Origin of the sequence: Jilunia laotingensis (genome assembly GCF_014385165.1) — a bacterium.
Lineage (GTDB): Bacteria > Bacteroidota > Bacteroidia > Bacteroidales > Bacteroidaceae > Bacteroides > Bacteroides laotingensis.
On the sequence record NZ_JACRTF010000001.1, the window covers coordinates 750,008 to 772,624 of the forward strand.

Here is a 22,617-nt window from a genome sequence, read left to right on the forward strand (position 1 = left end):
TCACGCTGGGTATTAATACCCAACGTGATGGAAAAGGTTACTCATCAAACAAGTTATAAAACACTGAGAACGAATAGTTAGTAAATTCAAATGGTGTATTATCTTCTTGAACTGTTTCCCCGTTCTGAAGAACCGGCAGAACTTGACGTGCTACTTCTACGACTGCTGCTGCCTGAAGAGGAATTTGAAGAGGAAGAGCTACGGCTCGGACTGCTTGAAACAGAACTTGATCGGGAACTATTACCCCGACTGGTGGATGTATTTCTTCCGCTTTCCGTATTATTCGTCCGCCCACTTGTAGAGGAACCGGAGGAAGAATTCCTTCCTGAATTGCTTCCGGTAGAATTGCTTCGACGACTGGAAGAGGACCCTCTGTTAGAACTGTTACTTCCAGATGTACTTTCCTGTTTGGTAGACGAAGAAGCACCCGGACGGGAGGTGGAAGTGCTAGGACGAGAAGTCGAAGTACTTGGACGTGACGTACTTGGGCGTGTGGGAGTATCCGTACTGGTTGAGCTACCAGGACGGGCTGATGTACTTGGGCGAGTCGTCGTTCCGGGTCGAGTACTACTTCCAGGTCGAGTGGAAGTTCCGGGTCTTGTAACGTTGCCCGGTCTTGTATTCGTATTCGGACGGATCGTTACCGAACCGAAATCAGAACGGCGATTGGAACGATAGACCCTATCATTTCTAACACTGAAATCACCGGAATAATGAGGATGATTGTAACGTCCACGATAGTAACCATCATGATAATGGTTCCGGTAATGCGCACCATTATAACTGCGATAGTGGTGAGGTTTAGGGAAATAAAAATGATTATGGTTTACATACGTGATGTAGACGCGGAAATTCCATCCACCCCCACTTGCATAAATCGGACGGTAAAAGTAATCTGTCCGAAGGAAACGACGATATTGTGAATCAGACAACACCCACCGCAAATCCTCATTGCGTATATCCAAAGCTTCGTAATAATCATTCAAAGCCCATTCGTACCCACGGATCACATCATCCATCAGATAACGGATCGAGTAAATGAAGTCGAAGTTTATCTCATACACATCATTATATTGCGGTGTATTCAAATTCAGTTCATAAGCCATCTTATCCGTCAGGAAACGGGTCTCCTTGCGAATGCGGCTATTGCTCATGGCGGCCATACATGTACTGCTCATGGCAGTCATCCCGATGGCAAAAAGTATTAATATGATTCGTTTCATGATCAATCGTTTTTATAGGGTTATCTATTTTCGTGATACTTCTTTATAAATTCATTTATTTCATTCTTATCCATACTGAAAGTCAGTTGATCGATCGCCCGAAAAAAGTTCGGTTTATCCGCAATGCGAGGGTATATCTTTTTTAAGAACGCTTTCTTCTCGCTATCAAAAGTATAGAATTTGAGCAACCGGATACATTGGTCAGTAGTAAAATAAGAACTTATCAATGCATTGTTAAGTAGCTCTTCACGATCTGAAGTGAAATTTTGCTTATCCATCAAGTGGATGAATTGCTCAAAAGAACTGTTGCTCATCGGTGGGTCACCATACGCATCATGGGAGTTATGCCCGGGTCTATCCGGTCGGTTGCCATTTCCATGTCCCGGCCTGTGCGAATCGCGGATAATAATCTCTTTTATTTTTCCTACTGAGCAATAGACACGTTCATCAAAAAGTGCATCTTCCCTTCTGTAATCATCGCTCCGGTGTGCGGCATAAACTTCCACCCGGCAGTTCCCTCTCAAATTGGCTACAAAACAACTGTTTGTCGGCTCACAAATCCGTTGTCCGTCTACAAAGACCACAATTCTTTCACCCGGACTTTCAATCCGGATGCCATCCAATGAAAAAGCTTTTAGCGAAACTGCTGCCAAAAGAAAGAAGAAACCGAATATCAATTTACGTATCATATCTATCATTTTAAGTTTTAAAATATCTGAACTTCACTAACACCCGATTGGTTGCGGGTGATGATGCTCATGCCCTTGGGGAAGTGTAAATGTATTCATGCTAATCACCTTGTCACCATCAAACGTTATCACAACCACCTTCCACTCACCCGGCACACCAGAGGCTTCCCGGTATTCCCATTCTTCAATTTCCCTGTCAAAACGGCGGAAATCAGGTGTTCCGAAAAGCTTTGAAACTTCTTGCCTACTCATTCCTTCCTGTACCTTCATGATATTATTTGTTAGTATCCCGCAACTGGCAAACAACAGAGGAAATAACAATAAAAGCAATCTTAATCTTTTCATAACCTACCTATTTTTAGTGAATCAACTTGGATATTTTCTTTATATCACAAAAATAGGGTGAGAAAACTCCCCACCCTAATGATTCTCTCTATTCGTAAGTAGGGTTTTCCCTATTGCAATTAGGGTCGCACCAATCGGATACCCTTTTCTTCCAAAGCAACCACACGCTTTTTGTATAAATCACCGACAGCCTTCTTGAATGTTTTCTTACTCACACCGAAGATCGCATAAATATCTTCTGCCGGGCTTTTATCAGTCAAAGCAATATGCCCTTCATGGTCTTTGATATATTGCAACAGGTCTTTGGAAAAATCACCAACCTTTTCAAAACCAGGTTTTTGTAATATAAGATCGATTTTACCATCTTCGCGCACTTGCTTCACAAAAGCTTTTAGTTCCATCCCTGTATGCAAAGGTTGGAATATCTCACTGTCATATAGCAGTCCACCGAACTTATTGTCAATGATGGCTTTAAATCCTAAATCGGTCTTTTGCCAGATCAAGACATCCACCTCATCGCCCGGTTGATATTCCGGTGTTTCTTTCGAAAGGTAACGGTCTACTTTTGCCGAAGCTACAATCCGATAGCTCTCTTCATCAATATGTGCATGAATGATGTATTTATTGCCTACCTGCATTTTCATCTTTTGTTCGCCGAAGGGAACGAAAAGATCTTTCATCAATCCCCACTTAAGAAAGGCACCATATTCATTCACCCAGGCTACTTCTAGGCAGGCGAACTCTCCTACCTGTACCAAAGGAGTCAATGTGGTAGCTACCAATCTCTCGTCAATATCCAAGTAGAGAAACACATTCAGCATGTCTCCCACCTTACAATCTTCAGGCACATACCGCGAGGGCAAAAGAATTTCACCTTCCTCACCTCCATCCAGATACATTCCGAAGTCTACTTCCTTCACAACCTCCAGCTGGTTGAACTTTCCTAATTTTATACTCATATATTTAGCGGTTAGTAATCAGAACTTAATAATAAGTTAATTCCCGACAAAGATAATCTATTTACCTTACATCTGCATCTCTGATATAACTTTTCATTATCAGCCAGAACCTTTTTCAATAAACATTCTACCCATTATGTCGTTATCTTTGTAACGACAAACAAATTAAGATTGTTCAACTATAAAATAGATATGATTATGAATTTCTTAACCAACGAAAAACTTACGATTGTAGGAGCTGCAGGAATGATCGGTTCCAATATGGCTCAGACGGCTATGATGATGAAACTGACTCCCAACATCTGCTTATACGATCCATATGCACCGGCACTGGAAGGTGTGGCAGAAGAGTTGCTTCATTGCGGATTTGCTGATGTCAACCTGACATTTACTTCAGATATCAAAGAAGCTTTGACGGGAGCATCCTACATTGTATCATCCGGTGGCGCTGCACGTAAGGCTGGTATGACTCGTGAAGACCTTTTGAAAGGGAATGCTGAAATTGCCGCTCAATTCGGCAAAGATATCCGCCAATATTGTCCGGAAGTGAAACATGTGGTAGTTATATTCAACCCGGCAGACATAACGGGACTGATTACTTTACTTTATTCAGGGCTGAAACCTTCACAAGTATCTACACTGGCAGCATTGGACAGTACTCGCCTGCAAAACGAACTGGTGAAATACTTTAAGATCCCCGCTTCCAAGATACAGAACTGCCGTACTTACGGAGGCCACGGGGAACAAATGGCTGTATTTGCTTCTACTACCACGGTAGATGGTGATACTTTGACCAATTGGATTGGTACCACTCGTTTACCGCAAACAGAATGGGATGCGATCAAACAGCGCGTCATCCAAGGAGGTAAACACATTATCGATTTGCGTGGAAGGTCTTCTTTCCAAAGTCCTGCCTACCTTTCCATTGAGATGATTGCTGCAGCAATGGGAGGCGAACCTTTCCGCTGGCCTGCAGGTACATACGTATCTAATGGAAAATTCGACCATATAATGATGGCAATGGAAACTTCTATCACAAAAGACGGCATCAGTTATAAAGAAGTAACAGGTAGTCCAGCAGAACAACAGGAACTGGAAGATAGCTACAAGCATCTTTGCAAGCTTCGTGATGAAGTAATAGGCATGGGAATCATTCCACCTATCAAAGATTGGCATATGCTGAATCCGAATATAAAATAGACTCCATATCGAATAATAAGTAGGATGATCACTCTAAAGGAACACCGGTTGCAAACCATCAGGAAATGCAACCGGTGTTCTTTTATTGAAGATGAATAACTTTTATTTCTTTATCAGGACAGTTTTATCCTTTATTTCAGCAACCTCTACCAAATAGACTCCGACGCATATGAAGAGTATGGCAAACAATTGTGTCCAACTAAAACGATCCTGCCCTAAAATCAAAGAAGCTATCGTTGCAACGATGAGAATCAAATAGCCATAAATGGCAACAACCGTCGCCTTAAGATATTTTAAACCGATAGGCAACAACATGTAGCTTAGCACTGTCGGGAAAATAAGCACAAACATCAGCACGGTAAAAGGCAACCAATGTAAAGGCAATGAAAATACGGGAGCATCAAATCCGGTAATAGCCGATACGATAATCCCAGAAAAAGCCGCACCGGAAAAAGTATATTTCAACATAGTCATGGCTCCCACTGCTGTAAGGATTTTCTTACTTGCTACCAAATATATGGCATAAACTACTGAACTAAGCAAACAAAGCATATTACCGACAAAAGCATCCGAGGCCAAATCATCGCTTTTCTGCGTCAAGATGCAGACCAATGCCCCTACAAGTGCTATCGATATGCCCAAAATCTTGAAACCGGTTGCCCGCTCATGAAAGAAAGATACCATAATGATGAAAACCCAAACAGGTTGCAAACTCGTAAAAATAGAACTGGATATAGGAGTCGTCTTACTTAATCCGATCAAATAAAGAAACATGAAACCATACAATCCTGCCGCACCTAACAGAAACAGCAACCATTTGTCTTTCTTACTTGTTTTTTCTTCCGATGGCAAAAACCAATCTATCACCCAGAACGCCACCGCAGCAAACGTACAGCGAAGCGTTGCCCCTGTTAACGGACTCAACCACAAAGGGAGCAAGAATTTAAGGGCATTCATATTCAATCCGCTAAACACTTTCGATACCGCCATACTCAGATTGGCTTCCAGTTTTTTATTCTCCATAATGTAAGTTTTACTTTATATCTATTTAACATGCCATCTAAGATGCCCCTTTTCCACGATGCGAACGACTACTTATGCCTTATCATCAAATAGGAATGTATTCCTTTTGGTATACGCCCACACCAGTGCAACCAAAGTAATGCATAGATTGAAAACAAATGCAAACTGTTGCGACTTGATATGAAATACCGTAGATTGAAAGAAATCCATAATAAACGGACAGAGCAAAATGGCCAAGTAATTCATCATCATAACAAAAGCAAGAGCCAATGTGACTTTTTTCGGAATAGCCGTATGGGTAGTCTTATCATAAATAATAGGTTGAATAACTCCATACCCCAAACCCACCAAAATACATCCCGGAGCTATCATCCATTCCTTGGAAGAAATCCAGATCAAGAACAAACCGCAAGCTATGCTCAATAAGCTGTAAAATTTAGTTTTGTTACCACAAAGCTTCACTATTTGATTCAGAAAAAAGCCGGGAGCCATGATAGCCAGAAAGAAAAGGGAGATCATCACACCTGAATTCCCACTGGTAAAGTGGTATTCTTTCATCAGGAAAGGAAGATTGAAAGTAATAATCAAGGCAAGATAAGTGGCAAGTCCATAAAACAGCATCACACCTACAAGATGTTTGATGTTTATGCCATTCTTATTATTACCAATTTCAGCGTTTATCTCCGTATCCTGCTTTTCAGCATCCTCTTTATTCGTCATCGACACCGAACCACCTTCACTAATCATACTCCTTTGCAAATAAACCGAAAGGACCAGTGAAACCAGTGGCAGCAGATAAACCACAAACGGAAGATGCCAGTTTACTTCAGCCAGATAACCGGTTACGACGGTAGCTATCACAAGTGTTATATTTGTTATGGCGGAGCTAAGGCCAAACTGTTTTACCCGATATGTTCCTACAAAATATTTCGAAATCAAGCCTGTACTCAAAGGAACGATCATCCCCGAACCCACTCCTAACATGGCACTGATGGCAATCAATTGCCACATTTTATTAGAAAAGAGATAAAGTATGCCACTAAGAGCAAAAATCCCCAACCCCACCTGTAATAACCGGATGATATTCACACGTTCCGTCAGCTTACCAGCTAAAAGTATAAAAGGAATTATCAACAAAGATGGCAATGATGAAAGCATCTGCACATCCAATTCCGTAGAATGCGGGAAAATAACGGAAAGCTTTCCCAAAATAGGAGATACGGCAAGTCCTGGCAGTGCATTTAGTGCAGAAATAGACCATATACCGATGAGTGTAATAAGGGGAATTGTCCCACGACCGGTTTGTATTCTCATAATCAATTCTATTATTTTTTAAGTTAGACCTCTGACGGCTGAATTTAAGTTTTCGTTATGAACAACAAGCGTTTTGGAAAGTTCACAAAAATTCCTCCTTAATAAACGCCAAATAATGTAAAACGGGCAAACTTTCATTACCGCTTACTGTTTTTGTGGGAAATCCGACGGGGAAACTCCCTGCCATCCTAAACCTAATTAAAACTATAGTAATTATGGAAGATTTAAATTTCAGAAAAGGTGATGCCAAAACAGAAGTATTCGGTTCAAACAGAATGTTACAGCCCGCACCGGTAGATAAAATCCCTGATGGGCCTACAACTCCGGAAATCGCCTATCAGATGGTAAAAGATGAAACTTTTGCTCAAACACAGCCCCGTCTCAACCTGGCTACTTTCGTCACCACTTATATGGATGATTATGCTACGAAGTTAATGAATGAAGCTATCAATATCAACTATATTGACGAAACGGAATATCCCCGTATTGCCGTCATGAATGGTAAATGTATCAATATCATGGCCAATCTGTGGAATTCTCCTGAAAAAGCAGACTGGAAAACGGGTGCATTGGCAATCGGTTCTTCCGAAGCTTGTATGCTAGGGGGCGTGGCAGCATGGCTGCGTTGGCGTAAAAGACGCCAAGCACAAGGCAAACCATTTGATAAACCTAATTTCGTTATCTCAAGCGGTTTCCAGGTTGTATGGGAAAAGTTTGCCCAACTATGGCAGATTGAAATGCGTCAGGTGCCTTTGACTCTCGATAAGACCACTCTCGATCCTGAAGAAGCTTTGAAAATGTGTGATGAGAATACAATCTGTATCGTACCTATCCAGGGAGTTACATGGACAGGATTGAACGACGACGTCGAAGCTCTCGACAAAGCGGTCGATGCTTACAACGCCAAGACAGGATATGAAGTTTGTATCCACGTGGATGCCGCTACCGGTGGTTTCATTCTTCCATTCCTCAACCCGGAAGTAAAATGGGATTTCCGTTTGAAATGGGTACTTTCTATCAGCACATCCGGTCATAAATTCGGCCTTGTTTATCCGGGACTTGGTTGGGTTGTTTGGAAAGACAAGAAATATCTCCCCGAGGTAATGTCATTCAGCGTAAACTATCTGGGTGCAGATATTACTCAGGTAGGACTAAACTTCTCACGTCCGGCTGCTCAGATTTTGGGACAATATTACCAGTTCATTCGTTTAGGATTCCAGGGATACAAGGAAGTACAATACAATTCATTGACTATTGCCCAATATCTCCATGATGAAATAGCCAAAATGGCTCCGTTCGTTAACTATGCTAAAGATGTCGTGAATCCATTATTTATATGGTACATGAAACCGGAATATGCTAAAAATGCGAAATGGACTTTATATGACCTGCAAGACAAGCTGGCTCAGAGTGGATGGATGGTTCCTGCATATACATTGCCGAACAACCTGGAAAATTACGTAGTAATGCGTATTGTAGTTCGCCAAGGATTCAGCCGCGACATGGCAGACATGTTGCTGGGCGACATCAAGAACGCAATTGCCGAATTTGAAAAGCTGGAATACCCGACCACTACCCGTATTGCCCAAGACAAGAACCTGCCGGTAGCTACGAAAGTATTCAACCACACGGGTAAGCCACAGGCTGCTAAAAAATAAATTTATTTGCCATTAGACAATTTACGGTTTACGATTGGATGTATTCTTTAGTTTTTAGTTACTCTCTTAAAGTTAATCGAAAATATTTCAATCGTAAATTGTAAAGTGTCTGATCCTAAATCTAAAAAGAATCTATATGAATAATAAAATCTCTGTTTCGCAAATCAAAGAAGCCGTTCAACAAGCTTACGAACAGGTTAAAGGCGATACCGGTGGCAATAATGCCAACTATATCCCCTACTTGGCCAATATTGACAAGAATCTATTCGGTATAAGTGTTTGTCTGTTGAACGGTGAAAAATTCAATGTTGGCGATTATAATTATCGTTTCGGCATCGAATCCGTTTCAAAAGTACCCACAGCCATTTTAATCCTACGTCAATACGGTGCTAAAAAGGTATTGGATATGATTGGTGCCGATGCTACCGGGTTGCCTTTCAACTCTATCATGGCCATCCTTCTGGAAAATGACCATCCTTCTACTCCATTGGTAAATGCAGGAGCCATCTCTGCCTGTTCCATGGTACAGCCGATAGGCGATTCTACTAAAAAATGGAATGCGATTGTAGAAAACATCACCGATCTTTGCAACGATGCTCCGCAACTGATTGATGAATTATACAAATCCGAATCGGCAACGAACTTCAACAACCGCAGTATTGCTTGGTTATTGAAGAACTATAACCGTATTTATGATGATCCCGATATGTCGCTTGACCTTTACACGCGTCAATGCTCACTGGGTGTTACATCCGAAATGTTATCCGTAGCTGCTGCTACAATAGCTAACAGTGGTACAAATCCCGTTTCAAAGAAACAGGTATTTGCTGCCGAATTAGCACCGAAAATCACCTCCATGATTGCTTCTGTAGGTTTCTATCAGCATACGGGCGACTGGATGTATACTTCCGGAATACCTGCTAAGACAGGTGTAGGCGGTGGCGTGATGGGAGTCTTCCCCGGAGTATTGGGCATCTCCGCATTTGCTCCTCCTTTGGATAATGCAGGCAATTCAGTGAAGGCACAATTGGCCATCAAATTTATAATGAATAAGCTGGGGTTGAATGTATTCAACGGCGAGCAAATTAGTGTAGTTGAATAAAAATTCTGTCCTTTTTCGTAGAGAGGTTATTACCGGTCAAAGGGTAGTGACCTCTCTTTTTTATACGGGAATCGTATGACTATTGCCTTTATGCAAAGAGCATATCTGCTAATTGTATAACTGTGTTTTTTATTGCAGTCGATTCTGACGACCTACTGCCTACGTGTGAATTAGATGCAATAACTATTACATCACTGTAAACGCATTAAAGCACCACTTTATCCGGGTTAAAGTATCGCTTTATCAGGATTAAAGCACTGCTTTATCGGCATTAAAGCAACGCTTTATCGGTGATAAAGTAATAGCACAAGCTATGCGCGAGCATCACAGGAGAATGATTTACTATGATCCGCGCTGACCAGCAGCCTAGTTCGCAGGCTGTTGCTGTTTAGCTGTTTTTTCCGATTCAGCTTCCATCTGTTGATAATATGCTTCTCTTTCTTTATTCTTTTTCTGGATAAGGCTCGTCATGTAAACCGTAAAGATGGGGAACATCATCATGCCCAATGCCGCCAACAAAACAGACAGGACACGTCCCGTCACCGTCACCGCTATTATATTCGATCCCACAGTAGTCACATCCATAAAAGCCCACCACAGTGCATCTCCATATCCTACAACCAACGGATTCACTTTATGCTCTAACACAAAGAAAGCCAGACTTGCAAAATAAACTGTTGCCAGTAGCATCGTCAGGTAGGAGACAAAAAGACTGGATGCCCTATTATATGTCAGCCAACCTACTACGATTGCCATCGCATAGCCTCCCCGTACCAAAGGTACGAAACGCAACATATAAGTAATCTCTGGTGAAAACGTCCAACCGAAATAAGCAATTATATTTTGATAAGGAATGGCAACTAATAAGAAGATGAAATGTGTACTGAAATACCTCAATTTGTCTTTCGAAAGAAAAAGTTCAAGCAGGAAATCGAATAGAAACAGGATACAAATCCATAATTGTACTTTCATATACAAGGACTGAGTATAAAATGGAATGCCTTTGAAAGTATCCACAGAAATACTAATCACAAGGAACAGCGAAAGCAAAAGGATAATAACATGCAATACACCGTAAATACCCCTTTTACGTAAAGCAAAATCCGATAGAGCCATATTCATAAGATTTTTTATATTAAGTTATACATCTGACTTCCCAAAGAGATGAAGTAAAAACAACCTCGGTATAGCCTTTGTTTACCTGACTACGAATGTTAATTAACCAAGTTTGACTGTCACCCCCGAAAACATCTTTACTTAAATGTTGTTATAAATCAGACTTAAAAATATTTTTCACTTAAAACCTTAACTTATGGCAAATATTAAACAAGCAGTGAAGCTAGGAGTTTTCACCCTGGCAATCATGAATGTTACGGCAGTTGTATCCCTGCGTGGACTTCCTGCCGAGGCCGTTTATGGAATGAGTTCGGCCTTCTATTATCTATTTGCAGCCATTGTCTTTTTAATTCCGACATCACTCGTTGCAGCGGAATTGGCTGCCATGTTTCAAGACAAACAAGGTGGTGTGTTCCGTTGGGTAGGCGAAGCCTATGGAAAGAAACTAGGCTTCCTTGCTATCTGGCTACAATGGATCGAAAGTACGATATGGTATCCTACAGTGCTTACATTCGGTGCTGTATCTATCGCTTTCATAGGTACTAACGATGCTCACGACATGTCGCTGGCAAGCAACAAAGTTTATACACTGGTCGTGGTGCTTATCATTTATTGGTTAGCTACCTTCATCTCTCTGAAAGGTATGGGATGGGTTGGTAAAGTGGCCAAAGTCGGTGGTCTTGTAGGTACCATTATCCCGGCAGCCCTACTGATCATTTTAGGAATTGTCTTTCTGGCATCGGGTGGAGTTTCCAACCTGGACTTCCACAGCAGTTTCTTCCCCGATTTCACCAACTTCGACAACGTTGTACTGGCAGCAAGTATCTTCCTCTTTTATGCCGGTATGGAAATGGGCGGTATCCATGTAAAAGACATGGTCAATCCGTCCAAGAACTATCCGAAGGCTGTATTTATCGGTGCGTTTATTACCGTTGTCATCTTCGTACTCGGCACATTCGCATTGGGTATCATCATTCCGGCTAAGGACATAAACCTGACACAGAGCTTACTTGTCGGATTCGACAATTACTTTAAGTATATCCATGCTTCCTGGTTGTCACCAATCATTGCTATCGCCCTTGCATTCGGTGTATTGGCAGGTGTATTGACATGGGTCGCAGGTCCGTCAAAAGGTATATTTGCCGTAGGAAAAGCTGGTTATATGCCTCCTTTCTTCCAGAAAACCAACAAATTAGGTGTACAAAAGAATATCCTTTACGTACAAGGTGGGGCTGTAACCGTATTAAGTCTTTTGTTCGTTGTCATGCCATCCGTACAGAGCTTCTATCAGATTCTTTCTCAGTTGACAGTAATACTTTATCTGGTGATGTACCTGCTCATGTTCTCCGGTGCAATCTATCTGCGTTACAATATGAAGAAAGCCAACCGCCCGTTCCGTATCGGTAAAAAAGGTAATGGTTTGATGTGGCTCATAGGCGGACTCGGCTTCTGTGGTTCATTATTAGCTTTCATCCTTAGCTTTATCCCGCCTAGCCAGATTTCTACAGGCAGCAATACAGTATGGTTCTCCGTTCTTATCATCGGTGCATTGATTGTTATCATCGCTCCGTTCATCATTTATGCTTCTAAGAAACCGTCTTGGGTTGATCCGAACACAAGTTTCGAACCGTTCCACTGGGAAGAACAGGCTAAGCCACAAGTAGCTACAACAACAAGTAGTGCAACAACTACCGCAAAAGCAGCTCCGGCAAGCAGTACCTCCGCAAATAATACCGGTTCTTCAACCTCTTCTGCTTCGAAGAAAGCCTCCGATACAGAAAGCAATAACGACAATCCTCCCAAAGGATAGAGCATACATATATAAATAAGGTGTAGGAACTACCACAAAAGTCCTGAAATAGTAAATTCACCCTCACTACCATGTAATGAGGGTGAACTTCTATTTTAAACATTCTCGAAAATTCTTTTATTGATATTATCAAGACATCCTCCTCCCCTTCACACGTGTTAATCGTATGCTCCAAGAGGCACTGCAAACCAGAACGTAGACCCGATCCCTTGCTGTGACTCTACACCTATTCGTCCGCCTAACTTCTCAACAATGGTTTGCGAAAGTGTCAATCCCAGCCCAGTCCCAGGTATTTCCCGGTCTAATTTTATGAAACGATTGAATATTTTATCCCGTTCGTCTTCCGGAATGCCACTACCTGTATCTGTTACAAAAAAGTATATTTCATTATCCTCCTTTAACTGACAGCCAAAACGAATCTCTCCTTGCTGAGTAAACTTCATTGCGTTTGTTAACAGGTTGATAAGAACTTGCATCACACGTTGCCGTTCTGTCCGAATCATAATAGGATCAAGCCCAGCGTCGCAAAGCAGCGTAATATCCGGTTTCTCTTTTAGCCTGAACTTAAACAATTCGTATAACTCTCGTAAAAGGTCATTCACATCAAAGTCGGAATATTGAAAATTCAAAGTACCGGAGTCTATCTGCGACAAATCAAGAATATCATTTATTAATTTCAGCAATCGGTCATTATTCTGATTAATAATGTCGATATACATATCCTTTTCTTCTTTATCAGAAGCCGTAGCCAATAAACTTGAAAAGCCGACAATTGCATTGAGAGGCGTCCGTACTTCATGGCTCATATTCTCAATAAACGAAGCTTTAAGCTTATCACATGAAAGCACGTTCTCTTTTTCCAATAAAAGAAGGCGTTCTACATTTTTAAGTTCGCTAATATCATTTATAGTCAGTAATACTCTGAATCCACCGTCAATATTCAGACAAGTGCCTGACACATATACATCACACGGGAGTATCTGTTGTCTGTCCGCACTAAGTAACTTCATCGAAGCTTCGAACCTGCTAAAGTCTTTACCATCCTCAAAGGTACAGCTAATTTTAGCACGTATGCCACACAACTTACAGTGTTCATGCATTCCACATCCTCCTGCCTCCACTGCATTCTTACAGTGCAACAAATCCCCGACCCGCTTTATACTCTTATCCTCAGGCAGACGGTTGAGTGTATAGTAATTTGTTTTTTGTACGACGAAATTCTTATCGATTAAGAAAAAGCAAGTACCCAACTTCTGCAATATTTCATCTGAATCATGCAACTTTTGTGACACACTCTCTTTTTCACGAGAAGTTCTTTCCTGCAACTGTCTGTACTTTACGCTCATAAGAATGCCGAAAGCAAACAGAATACCCGTAGCAACGTAAGATAATATCATTGTTTGTTAATGTTGTTTTTCGATTTCCACTCCGATCATCGATTTCAGAGCGTAAAAATATAAAAATATCCCATCCCCTTCATCTATTCCGTCTATTTAATTTCAGATTGGCATTACACAAAAAATTGACCAGATAAAAAACATTGCTTTTTTTCCAAGAAGTTGTTGCAGTATTAAAAAATATACCTATCTTTGCACCCGCAAACAAGAAAGGTGCCATAGCTCAGTTGGTAGAGCAAAGGACTGAAAATCCTTGTGTCCCCGGTTCGATTCCTGGTGGCACCACCTCTAAAAAGCAGCGGAATGTAGCGCAGTTGGTAGCGCACTACGTTCGGGACGTAGGGGTCGGGCGTTCGAGTCGCCTCATTCCGACAAAAAGTTAGAGAAGTCACTGAGTAATCAGTGACTTTTTCTTTGTTAATACATAATAATGAAGCTACATAACAAAGCTACAATTTCGAGATCATTCTCTCCCTCGCTTATTCCACCAACGCTATCCACAATAAAATGCCAAGAAATATACAGCATCGACTATATTTATACACCATCTATGTATAAAAAGTATAAAAAAGATAGTATTTATGCACTAATATCCAATTTAATGCATATTTTTGCACCGTTCACAGAATAATTATACAAGATGATGAAGAAGAAAGCCAACCGTTTAGATGCCATTAAAATGATTATCTCAAGCAAAGAGATAGGTTCTCAGGAAGAGTTGCTGCAAGCACTTGCAGCGGAAGGTTTCGAGTTGACACAAGCCACTCTTTCACGCGATCTGAAGCAACTGAAAGTAGCCAAAGCCGCTACTATGCAGGGTAAATACGTATATGTACTGCCGAACGACATTATGTACAAACGTTCGGGCGATCAAAGTGCAACGGAAATGCTTATGAACAACGGTTTCATCTCCATGCAATTCTCCGGCAACCTGGCTGTCATTAAAACCCGACCCGGATACGCAAGCAGCATGGCATATGACATTGACAACCGTGAATTCAGTGACATTATCGGTACGATTGCCGGTGACGATACCATCTTGCTCGTGTTACGCGAAGGGGCAGACCAACGATCCGTACGCAGCTATCTATCCATCATTATCCCGAATATTCAATAACCGGAGTTTATATGGAAATAAGAAACGGGATATCTGGTTTTCAGAATCCGGTTTCTCTTATTTCATATAATATCTGACATACATAATCTATATAACTATATAACTATATATCTATACACTAAATAAAGAAATGGATACTCAACAAATAGATGTTATGGTAGCCGACGCCTCACACGAGGTATACGTTGACACTATTTTGGAGACAATCAGAAATGCAGCTAAAGTTCGCGGGACAGGTATTGCAGAGCGTACACACGAATATGTTGCCACCAAGATGAAGGAAGGAAAAGCAATCATTGCCCTTGAAGGAGAGAAATTCGCTGGTTTCACTTACATTGAATCATGGGGGAACAAGCAATATGTGGCTACTTCCGGATTGATCGTACATCCCGACTATCGCGGGCTGGGCCTAGCGAAACGTATCAAACAAGCCTCCTTCCTGTTAGCTCGCCTACGATGGCCCAAGGCAAAGATATTCAGCCTCACCAGCGGTGCAGCGGTGATGAAGATGAATACGGAACTGGGTTACGTGCCCGTCACTTTCAATGAACTGACGGATGATGACGCTTTCTGGAAAGGATGCGAAGGATGCACCAATCATGACATCCTCGTATCAAAGAACCGCAAGTTCTGCATCTGCACCGCAATGCTTTACGATCCGGAAGACCCCAAGAATATGAAAAAAGAACAAGAAAGAAATAATATTTAAATAAAGATACACACTATGGAGAAGAAGAAGAAAGTAGTAGTAGCATTCAGTGGAGGTCTCGACACCTCGTTTACTGTGATGTATCTGGCTAAGGAAAAAGGGTATGAAGTGTATGCCGCTTGTGCCAATACCGGTGGTTTCAGTCCGGAACAACTGAAACAGAACGAAGAAAATGCTTATAAACTGGGTGCCGTCAAATACGTAACGCTCGACGTCACGCAGGAGTATTACGAAAAGAGCCTGAAATATATGATATTCGGCAATGTTCTCCGTAATGGCACTTATCCTATCTCCGTCAGTTCCGAACGTATCTTCCAGGCACTGGCAATCGCCCGTTATGCAAACGAGATCGGTGCGGACGCTATCGCACACGGCTCTACGGGAGCCGGTAACGATCAGATTCGTTTCGATATGACGTTCCTGGTACTTGCCCCGGGGGTAGAAATCATTACCCTGACCCGCGACATGGCATTGAGCCGTCAGGAAGAGATCGACTACCTGAACAAGAACGGGTTCAGCGCCGACTTCACGAAATTGAAATACTCTTATAATGTAGGGCTTTGGGGCACATCGATCTGTGGCGGAGAGATTCTCGACTCTACGCAGGGGCTGCCTGAAACAGCTTACCTGAAGCAAGTGACCAAGGAGGGAAGCGAACAACTACGCCTTGAATTCAAGAATGGAGAACTCTGTGCCGTCAACGGTGAAGTGTTCGATGACAAAATCAAAGCCATCCAGAAAGTAGAAGAGATCGGTGCCCCTTACGGAATCGGGCGCGACATGCACGTAGGCGATACGATTATCGGTATCAAAGGACGTGTAGGGTTCGAGGCTGCCGCTCCGATGCTGATTATCGGTGCCCACCGTTTCCTTGAAAAATACACGCTGAGCAAATGGCAGCAGTACTGGAAAGACCAGGTAGCCAACTGGTATGGCATGTTCCTTCACGAAAGCCAATACCTCGAACCGGTGATGCGCGACATCGAAGCCATGCTTCAAGAGTCACAACGGAACGTTAACGGTACGGTCATCCTCGAACTGCATCCACTTTGCTTCTCTACCATCGGAGTAGACTCCAAAGATGATCTGGTGAAGAACAAATTCGGTGAATACGGAGAGATGCAAAAAGGCTGGACTGCCGAAGATGCCAAAGGATTTATCAAGGTGACTTCCACCCCGCTACGTGCATATTATGCGAACCACAAAGACGAAATTATTTAAGTTTTTAAGAACTAAGTTATGATTAAAGCAGGAATTATCGGTGGTGCAGGATATACGGCAGGCGAATTGATCCGTTTACTCATTCACCATCCCGAAACAGAAATAGTATTTATAAACAGCAGCAGTAATGCCGGCAACAAGATTACCGATGTACACGAGGGCTTATACGGAGAATGCGACCTGACCTTCACCGATGAGCTTCCGCTGGAAGACATCGATGTACTGTTCTTCTGTACCGCACATGGCGACACTAAGAAATTCATGGAAAGCCACAACATACCCGAAGATTTAAGGATCATCGACCTTTCCATGGATTACCGTATCGCTTCGCCGGAACATGACTTCATCTACGGTTTGCCCGAACTGAACCGCCGGGCTACGTGCAAAGCCAAACATGTAGCCAATCCCGGCTGTTTTGCCACCTGCATCCAGTTGGGGCTCCTCCCGTTGGCCAAGCACCTGATGCTGAATGAGGACGTAATGGTAAACGCCATCACCGGAAGCACGGGAGCAGGTGTCAAGCCGGGGGCAACCAGCCATTTCAGCTGGCGCAACAACAACATGAGCGTCTACAAAGCTTTCGACCACCAGCATGTGCCCGAAATCAAGCAGTCGCTGAAGCAACTGCAAAACAGCTTTGATTCCGAGATCGACTTCATCCCGTACCGGGGAGATTTTCCGCGCGGCATCTTCGCCACCATCGTTGTTAAAACGAAAGTTGCCTTGGACGAGATTGTCCGCATGTACGAGGAGTACTATGCAAAAGACTCTTTCGTACACATCGTGGACAAGAACATCGACCTCAAACAGGTAGTCAATACCAACAAATGCCTGTTGCATCTGGAGAAACACGGTGACAAGCTGCTCATCATCTCCTGCATCGACAACCTGCTGAAAGGTGCCAGCGGACAAGCCGTTCACAACATGAACCTGATGTTTAACCTGGAAGAGACAGTAGGATTAAAACTGAAACCTTCCGCTTTCTAAATAAAGATGAACTTATTCGACGTATATCCCCTTTTCGATATAAACATAGTGAAAGGCAAAGGTTGCCATGTATGGGATGAAAACGGCACGGAATACCTCGACCTCTACGGAGGTCATGCCGTAATCTCCATCGGACATGCCCATCCTCACTATGTAGAAATGATCAGTAACCAAGTAGCTACGCTTGGTTTCTATTCCAATTCCGTCATCAACAAACTGCAACAGGAAGTGGCTGCCCGTCTGGGAAAAATTTCAGGCTATGACGATTATTCACTCTTCCTTATTAACAGCGGTGCGGAAGCGAACGAAAACGCTTTGAAGCTCGCCTCTTTCCATACCGGCAGAACCAAGGTGATCTCTTTCAGCAAAGCTTTCCATGGGCGCACCTCTTTGGCGGTCGAAGCTACGGATAATCCTAAAATCATCGCTCCTATCAATGCCAACGGGCATATGACTTATCTTCCCCTGAACGATACGGATGCCCTGAAAGCCGAACTGTCAAAGGGAGATACGTGTGCTGTCATCATAGAAGGCATTCAGGGAGTAGGCGGCATACAAATACCGACCAGGGAATTCTTCCGGGAACTCCGGAAAGCCTGTACGGAGAACGGCACTGTCCTCATCCTGGATGAAATACAAAGCGGATACGGCCGCAGCGGGAAATTCTTCGCCCATCAGTACGCAGGCATCCGGCCGGATATCATCACCGTAGCCAAAGGAATCGGAAACGGCTTCCCGATGGCAGGGGTATTGATTAGCCCGATGTTCAAACCAGTTTACGGCATGTTGGGAACGACTTTCGGTGGCAATCACCTTGCCTGTTCGGCAGCATTGGCTGTGATGGACGTAATAGAGCAGGAGCATTTGGTAGAAAACGCAGCAACCGTGGGGGGGTATCTGTTGGAAGAACTGAAAAAATTCCCTCAGATCAAGGAAGTACGCGGACAAGGATTGATGATCGGCATGGAATTCGACCAACCCGTGAAAGAGATCCGCAACCGCCTCATCCACGAACAAAAAGTATTTACCGGTGCCAGCGGGACAAATGTCATCCGTCTGTTGCCTCCCCTCTGCCTCAGCAAAGCAGAAGCCGGGGAATTCCTCTCGCGGTTCAAAAGCATACTTGATTAATAGCCGATAAAAAAGGGAGAAAATCAAAAGGGAATTCAGTCTCTTTTATATCCTATTTCCAGCGACAGAAAAACAAGGATGTAACGAATTAAAAAGCAACATCTTACAGAGTTTTCCTCTTGACTCAATATAAAGAACATCCGGATGTTTTATACAATAACACCCGGATGTTTTGATATAGAACATGGGGATGTTTTATACCACAACACCCCCATGTTCTTACAATTAACTTCAAAGCCTTTCTTCTCCTTAAAGGCTCATAATCGCATTTCCTAAGAATATCCTTATTATTCCCAAGGGATGGCCATCGTACTGTTGAATTGATACAAAAGCACAATATTAGCCTATAAAATCAATAAAATATAAACTCTTTTATTCGCTTTCTCGTTTTTTCCTTATAACTTTGTCTCCAGTAGACTAAATAACATCAAATTATGAAAGTAGCTATCATTGGTGCAGGAAATATGGGTTCCGCCATAGCACGCGGTTTAGCCCGGCAGTCAGGAACAGAACGTGAAATCATCGTTTCAAATCCTAGTAACGGCAAGTTGGAGAAGCTGAAAGCAGACTTCCCCGTCATCCAAACGACCAACGACAATGCGGAAGCGGCCAACAATGCCGATGTCATTATTGTTGCCGTTAAACCTTGGTTGATGGAAAAGGTACTCTCCCCGCTCCGCCTGAAACGTTCACAGATACTCGTCTCATTGGCAGCCGGCATCTGTTTCGACGACCTGGCACACTTCTGCGGAGAACCTGAGATGGCTATCTTCCGTGTCGTGCCCAATACGGCCATTGCCGAACGTGCCAGCATGACGCTCATCTCCGCACGCAACGCATCCGATAAGCAGAAACAGCTTCTGATGGACATGTTCAACGAAATGGGCTTGGCAATGATGATACAAGAATCCAAGCTGGCTGCCGCCACCTCCCTGACTTCCTGTGGCATAGCCTACGTATTGAAGTATGTACAGGCCGCCATGCAGGCAGGCATTGAAATGGGCATCTCTCCCAAGGATGCCATGACCATGATCGCCCAGTCCCTTGAAGGAGCTGCGGAAATATTGTTGAACAACGACACCCATCCAAGCGTCGAAATAGACAAAGTCACTACTCCCGGAGGAATCACGATCAAAGGTATCAACGAACTGGAACATGCCGGATTCACCTCGGCAGTGATCAGAGCCATGAAAGCGAGCAAATCCTGACAGGTTGCCGCCTTTTACAAATCATCATTAACCACAATAACTTATATTGCTACGACATGAACGACCAAATCAGACAAATAGCTGAACGCTTGCGCGGACTGCGCGATGTATTGGAACTCACAGCGGATGATATTGCCCGCGACTGTGATATCACCGCTGACGAATACCTTTTGGCAGAAACTGGAGACTATGATATCTCCGTGAGTATGCTGCAAAAGATCGCGCGCAACTACGGCATCGCGCTCGATGCACTCATGTTCGGTGAAGAGCCCAAGATGAGTACGTACTTCCTCACCCGCGCAGGGAAAGGAACCAGCATCGAACGCACCAAAGCCTATAAATACCAGTCGCTCGCCGCGGGATTCATGAACCGCAATGCCGACCCGTTCATCGTGACAGTAGAACCGAACGACAACCCCATACACTACAACAGCCACAGCGGTCAGGAATTCACCTTGGTACTCGAAGGGCGGATGATGATCAGCATAGACGGAAAAGAACTGGTACTCAACCAAGGCGACAGCCTCTATTTCAACTCAAAACTTCCACACGGCATGAAAGCGCTCGATGGCAAGACCGTGCGTTTCCTCTCCGTAATAATGTAAATACAACTAATGGTAGAAAGATTTTTATCTCAGACAACATTCACTTCACAAGAAGACTTCATCAGGAACCTGAAAATAAATGTACCTGAGAACTTTAATTTCGGTTACGACATAGTAGATGCCTGGGCAACCGAACAATCCGACAAGCCCGCTTTATTGTGGACGAACGACAAAGGCGAACATATCCAGTTTTCTTTCAGCGATATGAAACGCTACTCGGACATGACCGCATCTTATTTCCAATCGCTGGGCATCGGCCGTGGCGACATGGTGATGCTGATACTGAAACGACGGTATGAATTCTGGTTCAGCATCATCGCCCTTCACAAGCTGGGAGCCACAGTGATCCCCGCCACCCATCTGCTGACAAAGAAAGACATCGTATACCGTTGCAATGCCGCAGATATAAAGATGATCGTCTGTGCCGGTGAAGAGGTGATCACCAAGCACATCAAAGAGGCTTTGCCGGATTGTCCGACCGTAAAAAGGCTCGTGAGCGTTGGTCCGGTAATACCCGAAGGATTCGAGGATTTCCACAAAGGCATAGAATCGGCCCCTCCCTTCGTCAAGCCCGAACACAGCAATACCAATGATGATATTTCATTGATGTACTTCACTTCGGGGACGACCGGTGAACCTAAAATGGTGGCACACGACTTTACTTACCCATTGGGACATATCGTCACGGGCAGTTTCTGGCACAACCTGACAGAGGACAGCCTCCATCTGACCATTGCCGATACTGGCTGGGGAAAAGCCGTATGGGGAAAACTGTACGGACAATGGATCGCAGGAGCCAACATCTTCGTTTACGACCACGAGAAATTCACACCGGGAGACATCCTTGAAAAGATACAGGATTACCACGTCACCTCCTTGTGCGCACCGCCCACCATCTTCCGTTTCCTGATTCACGAAGACCTGAGCAAATACGACCTATCTTCACTGCAATACTGCACCATCGCTGGCGAAGCATTGAACCCCGCAGTTTTCGACACATTCAAGAAACTGACTGGTATCAAGCTGATGGAAGGTTTCGGTCAAACCGAAACAACGCTGACCGTAGCCACCATGCCTTGGATGGAACCCAAACCCGGAAGCATGGGTTTGCCCAATCCGCAATACGATGTCGATCTCATCGACCATGAAGGTCGTTCAGTGGAAGCCGGTGAACAGGGGCAAATCGTGATCCGCACCAGTAAAGGCAAGCCGCTGGGATTGTTCAAGGAATACTACCGCGATGCCGAACGTACCCACGAAGCATGGCATGACGGCATTTATTATACCGGTGATGTAGCCTGGAAAGATGAAGACGGTTATCTCTGGTTCGTAGGCCGGGCAGACGACGTTATAAAAAGCTCCGGCTACCGTATCGGCCCGTTTGAAGTGGAAAGTGCCTTGATGACACATCCGGCTGTCGTGGAATGCGCCATCACCGGTGTTCCGGACGAAATTCGCGGTCAAGTGGTAAAGGCTACCATCGTCTTGTCGAAAGACTACAAGGACCGCGCGGGTGACGAACTGGTCAAGGAATTGCAGAACCATGTAAAGAGAGTGACTGCCCCCTACAAATATCCCCGTGTCATAGAGTTTGTAGACGAATTGCCCAAAACAATCAGTGGAAAAATCCGTCGGGTGGAGATTCGCAAAAATGATGCAAAAGAAGGATAATCATGTTGCAAACGGGCTTATCTGAAAGGATAAACGCTAACGTTTGCATCAAAAGTAGTATATATTGAACTATTTTTCATCGGCAGAACCAAAAACATCCTCTACATTTGTGTTCATAATACAACAAAAACT

Annotated in this window: 20 protein-coding genes and 2 tRNA genes; 14 read left to right on the plus strand and 8 right to left on the minus strand. The window is 43.6% G+C overall.

Annotation, left to right across the window (positions count from 1 at the left end):
* Positions 1-98: 98 nt before the first annotated feature.
* The 4 genes from H8744_RS03005 to H8744_RS03020 form a co-directional block, all read right to left on the minus strand.
* Entirely contained in the window at positions 99-1,223 is a 1,125-nt protein-coding gene (locus H8744_RS03005; protein WP_262433437.1) for a dermokine domain-containing protein, read from the minus strand.
* A gap of 20 nt (positions 1,224-1,243) precedes the next feature.
* The gene (locus H8744_RS03010) at positions 1,244-1,912 is read right to left on the minus strand and encodes a proline and serine-rich protein 1 family protein (RefSeq protein ID WP_262433438.1); all 669 of its coding nucleotides are present in this window, start codon (positions 1,910-1,912) and stop codon (positions 1,244-1,246) included.
* Positions 1,913-1,948: 36 nt separating this feature from the next.
* Positions 1,949-2,257 (minus strand): outer membrane protein assembly factor BamE domain-containing protein, encoded by a 309-nt coding sequence (gene bamE, locus H8744_RS03015; protein WP_262433439.1) that lies wholly within the window; start codon positions 2,255-2,257, stop codon positions 1,949-1,951.
* 119 nt (positions 2,258-2,376) lie between these two features.
* Complete coding sequence (locus H8744_RS03020) at positions 2,377-3,216, minus strand: CvfB family protein (RefSeq protein ID WP_262433440.1); 840 nt, start codon at positions 3,214-3,216, stop codon at positions 2,377-2,379.
* A gap of 198 nt (positions 3,217-3,414) precedes the next feature.
* Between H8744_RS03020 and H8744_RS03025 the strand changes: the two genes are divergently transcribed.
* Positions 3,415-4,416 (plus strand): malate dehydrogenase, encoded by a 1,002-nt coding sequence (locus H8744_RS03025; RefSeq protein WP_262433441.1) that lies wholly within the window; start codon positions 3,415-3,417, stop codon positions 4,414-4,416.
* A 102-nt stretch (positions 4,417-4,518) separates the two neighbouring features.
* Here H8744_RS03025 and H8744_RS03030 read toward each other — a convergent pair whose 3' ends face one another.
* Complete coding sequence (locus H8744_RS03030; RefSeq protein ID WP_262433442.1) at positions 4,519-5,439, minus strand: DMT family transporter; 921 nt, start codon at positions 5,437-5,439, stop codon at positions 4,519-4,521.
* A 72-nt stretch (positions 5,440-5,511) separates the two neighbouring features.
* Positions 5,512-6,753 (minus strand): MFS transporter, encoded by a 1,242-nt coding sequence (locus H8744_RS03035; RefSeq protein WP_262433443.1) that lies wholly within the window; start codon positions 6,751-6,753, stop codon positions 5,512-5,514.
* 215 nt (positions 6,754-6,968) lie between these two features.
* Here H8744_RS03035 and gad point away from each other — a divergent pair, with 215 nt between their 5' ends.
* Together gad and glsA are read left to right on the plus strand one after the other, a co-directional pair.
* Complete coding sequence (gene gad, locus H8744_RS03040) at positions 6,969-8,411, plus strand: glutamate decarboxylase (RefSeq protein WP_262433444.1); 1,443 nt, start codon at positions 6,969-6,971, stop codon at positions 8,409-8,411.
* A 136-nt stretch (positions 8,412-8,547) separates the two neighbouring features.
* Positions 8,548-9,513: a glutaminase A gene (glsA, locus tag H8744_RS03045; RefSeq protein ID WP_262433445.1), complete on the plus strand. Its 966-nt coding sequence runs from the start codon at positions 8,548-8,550 to the stop codon at positions 9,511-9,513.
* Positions 9,514-9,879: 366 nt separating this feature from the next.
* Here the strand turns inward: glsA and H8744_RS03050 are convergent, their stop codons facing one another.
* Complete coding sequence (locus tag H8744_RS03050) at positions 9,880-10,635, minus strand: potassium channel family protein (protein ID WP_305067331.1); 756 nt, start codon at positions 10,633-10,635, stop codon at positions 9,880-9,882.
* Positions 10,636-10,825: 190 nt separating this feature from the next.
* Here H8744_RS03050 and gadC point away from each other — a divergent pair, with 190 nt between their 5' ends.
* Positions 10,826-12,439 (plus strand): glutamine/gamma-aminobutyrate antiporter GadC, encoded by a 1,614-nt coding sequence (gene gadC / locus H8744_RS03055; protein WP_262433447.1) that lies wholly within the window; start codon positions 10,826-10,828, stop codon positions 12,437-12,439.
* A gap of 158 nt (positions 12,440-12,597) precedes the next feature.
* Here gadC and H8744_RS03060 read toward each other — a convergent pair whose 3' ends face one another.
* On the minus strand, positions 12,598-13,836 hold the full coding sequence (locus H8744_RS03060; protein WP_262433448.1) for a sensor histidine kinase: 1,239 nt from the start codon (positions 13,834-13,836) through the stop codon (positions 12,598-12,600).
* Between the two features lie 212 nt (positions 13,837-14,048).
* On the opposite strand from H8744_RS03060, the gene H8744_RS03065 reads away from it, so the two are divergent.
* The 10 genes from H8744_RS03065 to H8744_RS03110 all read left to right on the plus strand — a co-directional run bounded on the left by H8744_RS03065 (position 14,049) and on the right by H8744_RS03110 (position 22,485).
* A tRNA-Phe gene (locus H8744_RS03065) sits at positions 14,049-14,121 on the plus strand.
* Between the two features lie 14 nt (positions 14,122-14,135).
* Positions 14,136-14,208 (plus strand) — tRNA-Pro (locus H8744_RS03070).
* 271 nt (positions 14,209-14,479) lie between these two features.
* Positions 14,480-14,953: an arginine repressor gene (argR, locus tag H8744_RS03075; protein ID WP_305067428.1), complete on the plus strand. Its 474-nt coding sequence runs from the start codon at positions 14,480-14,482 to the stop codon at positions 14,951-14,953.
* Positions 14,954-15,083: 130 nt separating this feature from the next.
* On the plus strand, positions 15,084-15,662 hold the full coding sequence (locus H8744_RS03080) for a GNAT family N-acetyltransferase (protein WP_262433450.1): 579 nt from the start codon (positions 15,084-15,086) through the stop codon (positions 15,660-15,662).
* 15 nt (positions 15,663-15,677) lie between these two features.
* Positions 15,678-16,883: an argininosuccinate synthase gene (locus H8744_RS03085; protein ID WP_262433451.1), complete on the plus strand. Its 1,206-nt coding sequence runs from the start codon at positions 15,678-15,680 to the stop codon at positions 16,881-16,883.
* 18 nt (positions 16,884-16,901) lie between these two features.
* Positions 16,902-17,870: an N-acetyl-gamma-glutamyl-phosphate reductase gene (argC, locus tag H8744_RS03090; protein ID WP_262433452.1), complete on the plus strand. Its 969-nt coding sequence runs from the start codon at positions 16,902-16,904 to the stop codon at positions 17,868-17,870.
* A gap of 6 nt (positions 17,871-17,876) precedes the next feature.
* Positions 17,877-19,001, plus strand: coding sequence for an aspartate aminotransferase family protein (locus tag H8744_RS03095; RefSeq protein ID WP_262433453.1), 1,125 nt, complete (start codon positions 17,877-17,879; stop codon positions 18,999-19,001).
* Positions 19,002-19,435: 434 nt separating this feature from the next.
* Entirely contained in the window at positions 19,436-20,209 is a 774-nt protein-coding gene (gene proC / locus H8744_RS03100) for a pyrroline-5-carboxylate reductase (RefSeq protein WP_262433454.1), read from the plus strand.
* Positions 20,210-20,265: 56 nt separating this feature from the next.
* A complete protein-coding gene (locus H8744_RS03105; RefSeq protein ID WP_262433455.1) occupies positions 20,266-20,814 on the plus strand; it encodes a helix-turn-helix domain-containing protein in 549 nt (182 codons plus the stop codon).
* A 9-nt stretch (positions 20,815-20,823) separates the two neighbouring features.
* Positions 20,824-22,485: an AMP-binding protein gene (locus tag H8744_RS03110; RefSeq protein WP_262433456.1), complete on the plus strand. Its 1,662-nt coding sequence runs from the start codon at positions 20,824-20,826 to the stop codon at positions 22,483-22,485.
* The last annotated feature ends 132 nt before the right edge of the window (positions 22,486-22,617 follow it).

What these genes read in the sequence shown, in the direction of transcription:
- H8744_RS03005 (WP_262433437.1), bottom strand. Translation starts at nt 1,223, where the DNA reads ATGAAACGAATCATATTAATACTTTTTGCCATCGGGATGACTGCCATG.
- H8744_RS03010 (WP_262433438.1), bottom strand. Translation starts at nt 1,912, where the DNA reads ATGATACGTAAATTGATATTCGGTTTCTTCTTTCTTTTGGCAGCAGTT.
- bamE (WP_262433439.1), bottom strand. Translation starts at nt 2,257, where the DNA reads ATGAAAAGATTAAGATTGCTTTTATTGTTATTTCCTCTGTTGTTTGCC.
- H8744_RS03020 (WP_262433440.1), bottom strand. Translation starts at nt 3,216, where the DNA reads ATGAGTATAAAATTAGGAAAGTTCAACCAGCTGGAGGTTGTGAAGGAA.
- H8744_RS03025 (WP_262433441.1), top strand. Translation starts at nt 3,415, where the DNA reads ATGAATTTCTTAACCAACGAAAAACTTACGATTGTAGGAGCTGCAGGA.
- H8744_RS03030 (WP_262433442.1), bottom strand. Translation starts at nt 5,439, where the DNA reads ATGGAGAATAAAAAACTGGAAGCCAATCTGAGTATGGCGGTATCGAAA.
- H8744_RS03035 (WP_262433443.1), bottom strand. Translation starts at nt 6,753, where the DNA reads ATGAGAATACAAACCGGTCGTGGGACAATTCCCCTTATTACACTCATC.
- gad (WP_262433444.1), top strand. Translation starts at nt 6,969, where the DNA reads ATGGAAGATTTAAATTTCAGAAAAGGTGATGCCAAAACAGAAGTATTC.
- glsA (WP_262433445.1), top strand. Translation starts at nt 8,548, where the DNA reads ATGAATAATAAAATCTCTGTTTCGCAAATCAAAGAAGCCGTTCAACAA.
- H8744_RS03050 (WP_305067331.1), bottom strand. Translation starts at nt 10,635, where the DNA reads ATGAATATGGCTCTATCGGATTTTGCTTTACGTAAAAGGGGTATTTAC.
- gadC (WP_262433447.1), top strand. Translation starts at nt 10,826, where the DNA reads ATGGCAAATATTAAACAAGCAGTGAAGCTAGGAGTTTTCACCCTGGCA.
- H8744_RS03060 (WP_262433448.1), bottom strand. Translation starts at nt 13,836, where the DNA reads ATGATATTATCTTACGTTGCTACGGGTATTCTGTTTGCTTTCGGCATT.
- argR (WP_305067428.1), top strand. Translation starts at nt 14,480, where the DNA reads ATGAAGAAGAAAGCCAACCGTTTAGATGCCATTAAAATGATTATCTCA.
- H8744_RS03080 (WP_262433450.1), top strand. Translation starts at nt 15,084, where the DNA reads ATGGATACTCAACAAATAGATGTTATGGTAGCCGACGCCTCACACGAG.
- H8744_RS03085 (WP_262433451.1), top strand. Translation starts at nt 15,678, where the DNA reads ATGGAGAAGAAGAAGAAAGTAGTAGTAGCATTCAGTGGAGGTCTCGAC.
- argC (WP_262433452.1), top strand. Translation starts at nt 16,902, where the DNA reads ATGATTAAAGCAGGAATTATCGGTGGTGCAGGATATACGGCAGGCGAA.
- H8744_RS03095 (WP_262433453.1), top strand. Translation starts at nt 17,877, where the DNA reads ATGAACTTATTCGACGTATATCCCCTTTTCGATATAAACATAGTGAAA.
- proC (WP_262433454.1), top strand. Translation starts at nt 19,436, where the DNA reads ATGAAAGTAGCTATCATTGGTGCAGGAAATATGGGTTCCGCCATAGCA.
- H8744_RS03105 (WP_262433455.1), top strand. Translation starts at nt 20,266, where the DNA reads ATGAACGACCAAATCAGACAAATAGCTGAACGCTTGCGCGGACTGCGC.
- H8744_RS03110 (WP_262433456.1), top strand. Translation starts at nt 20,824, where the DNA reads ATGGTAGAAAGATTTTTATCTCAGACAACATTCACTTCACAAGAAGAC.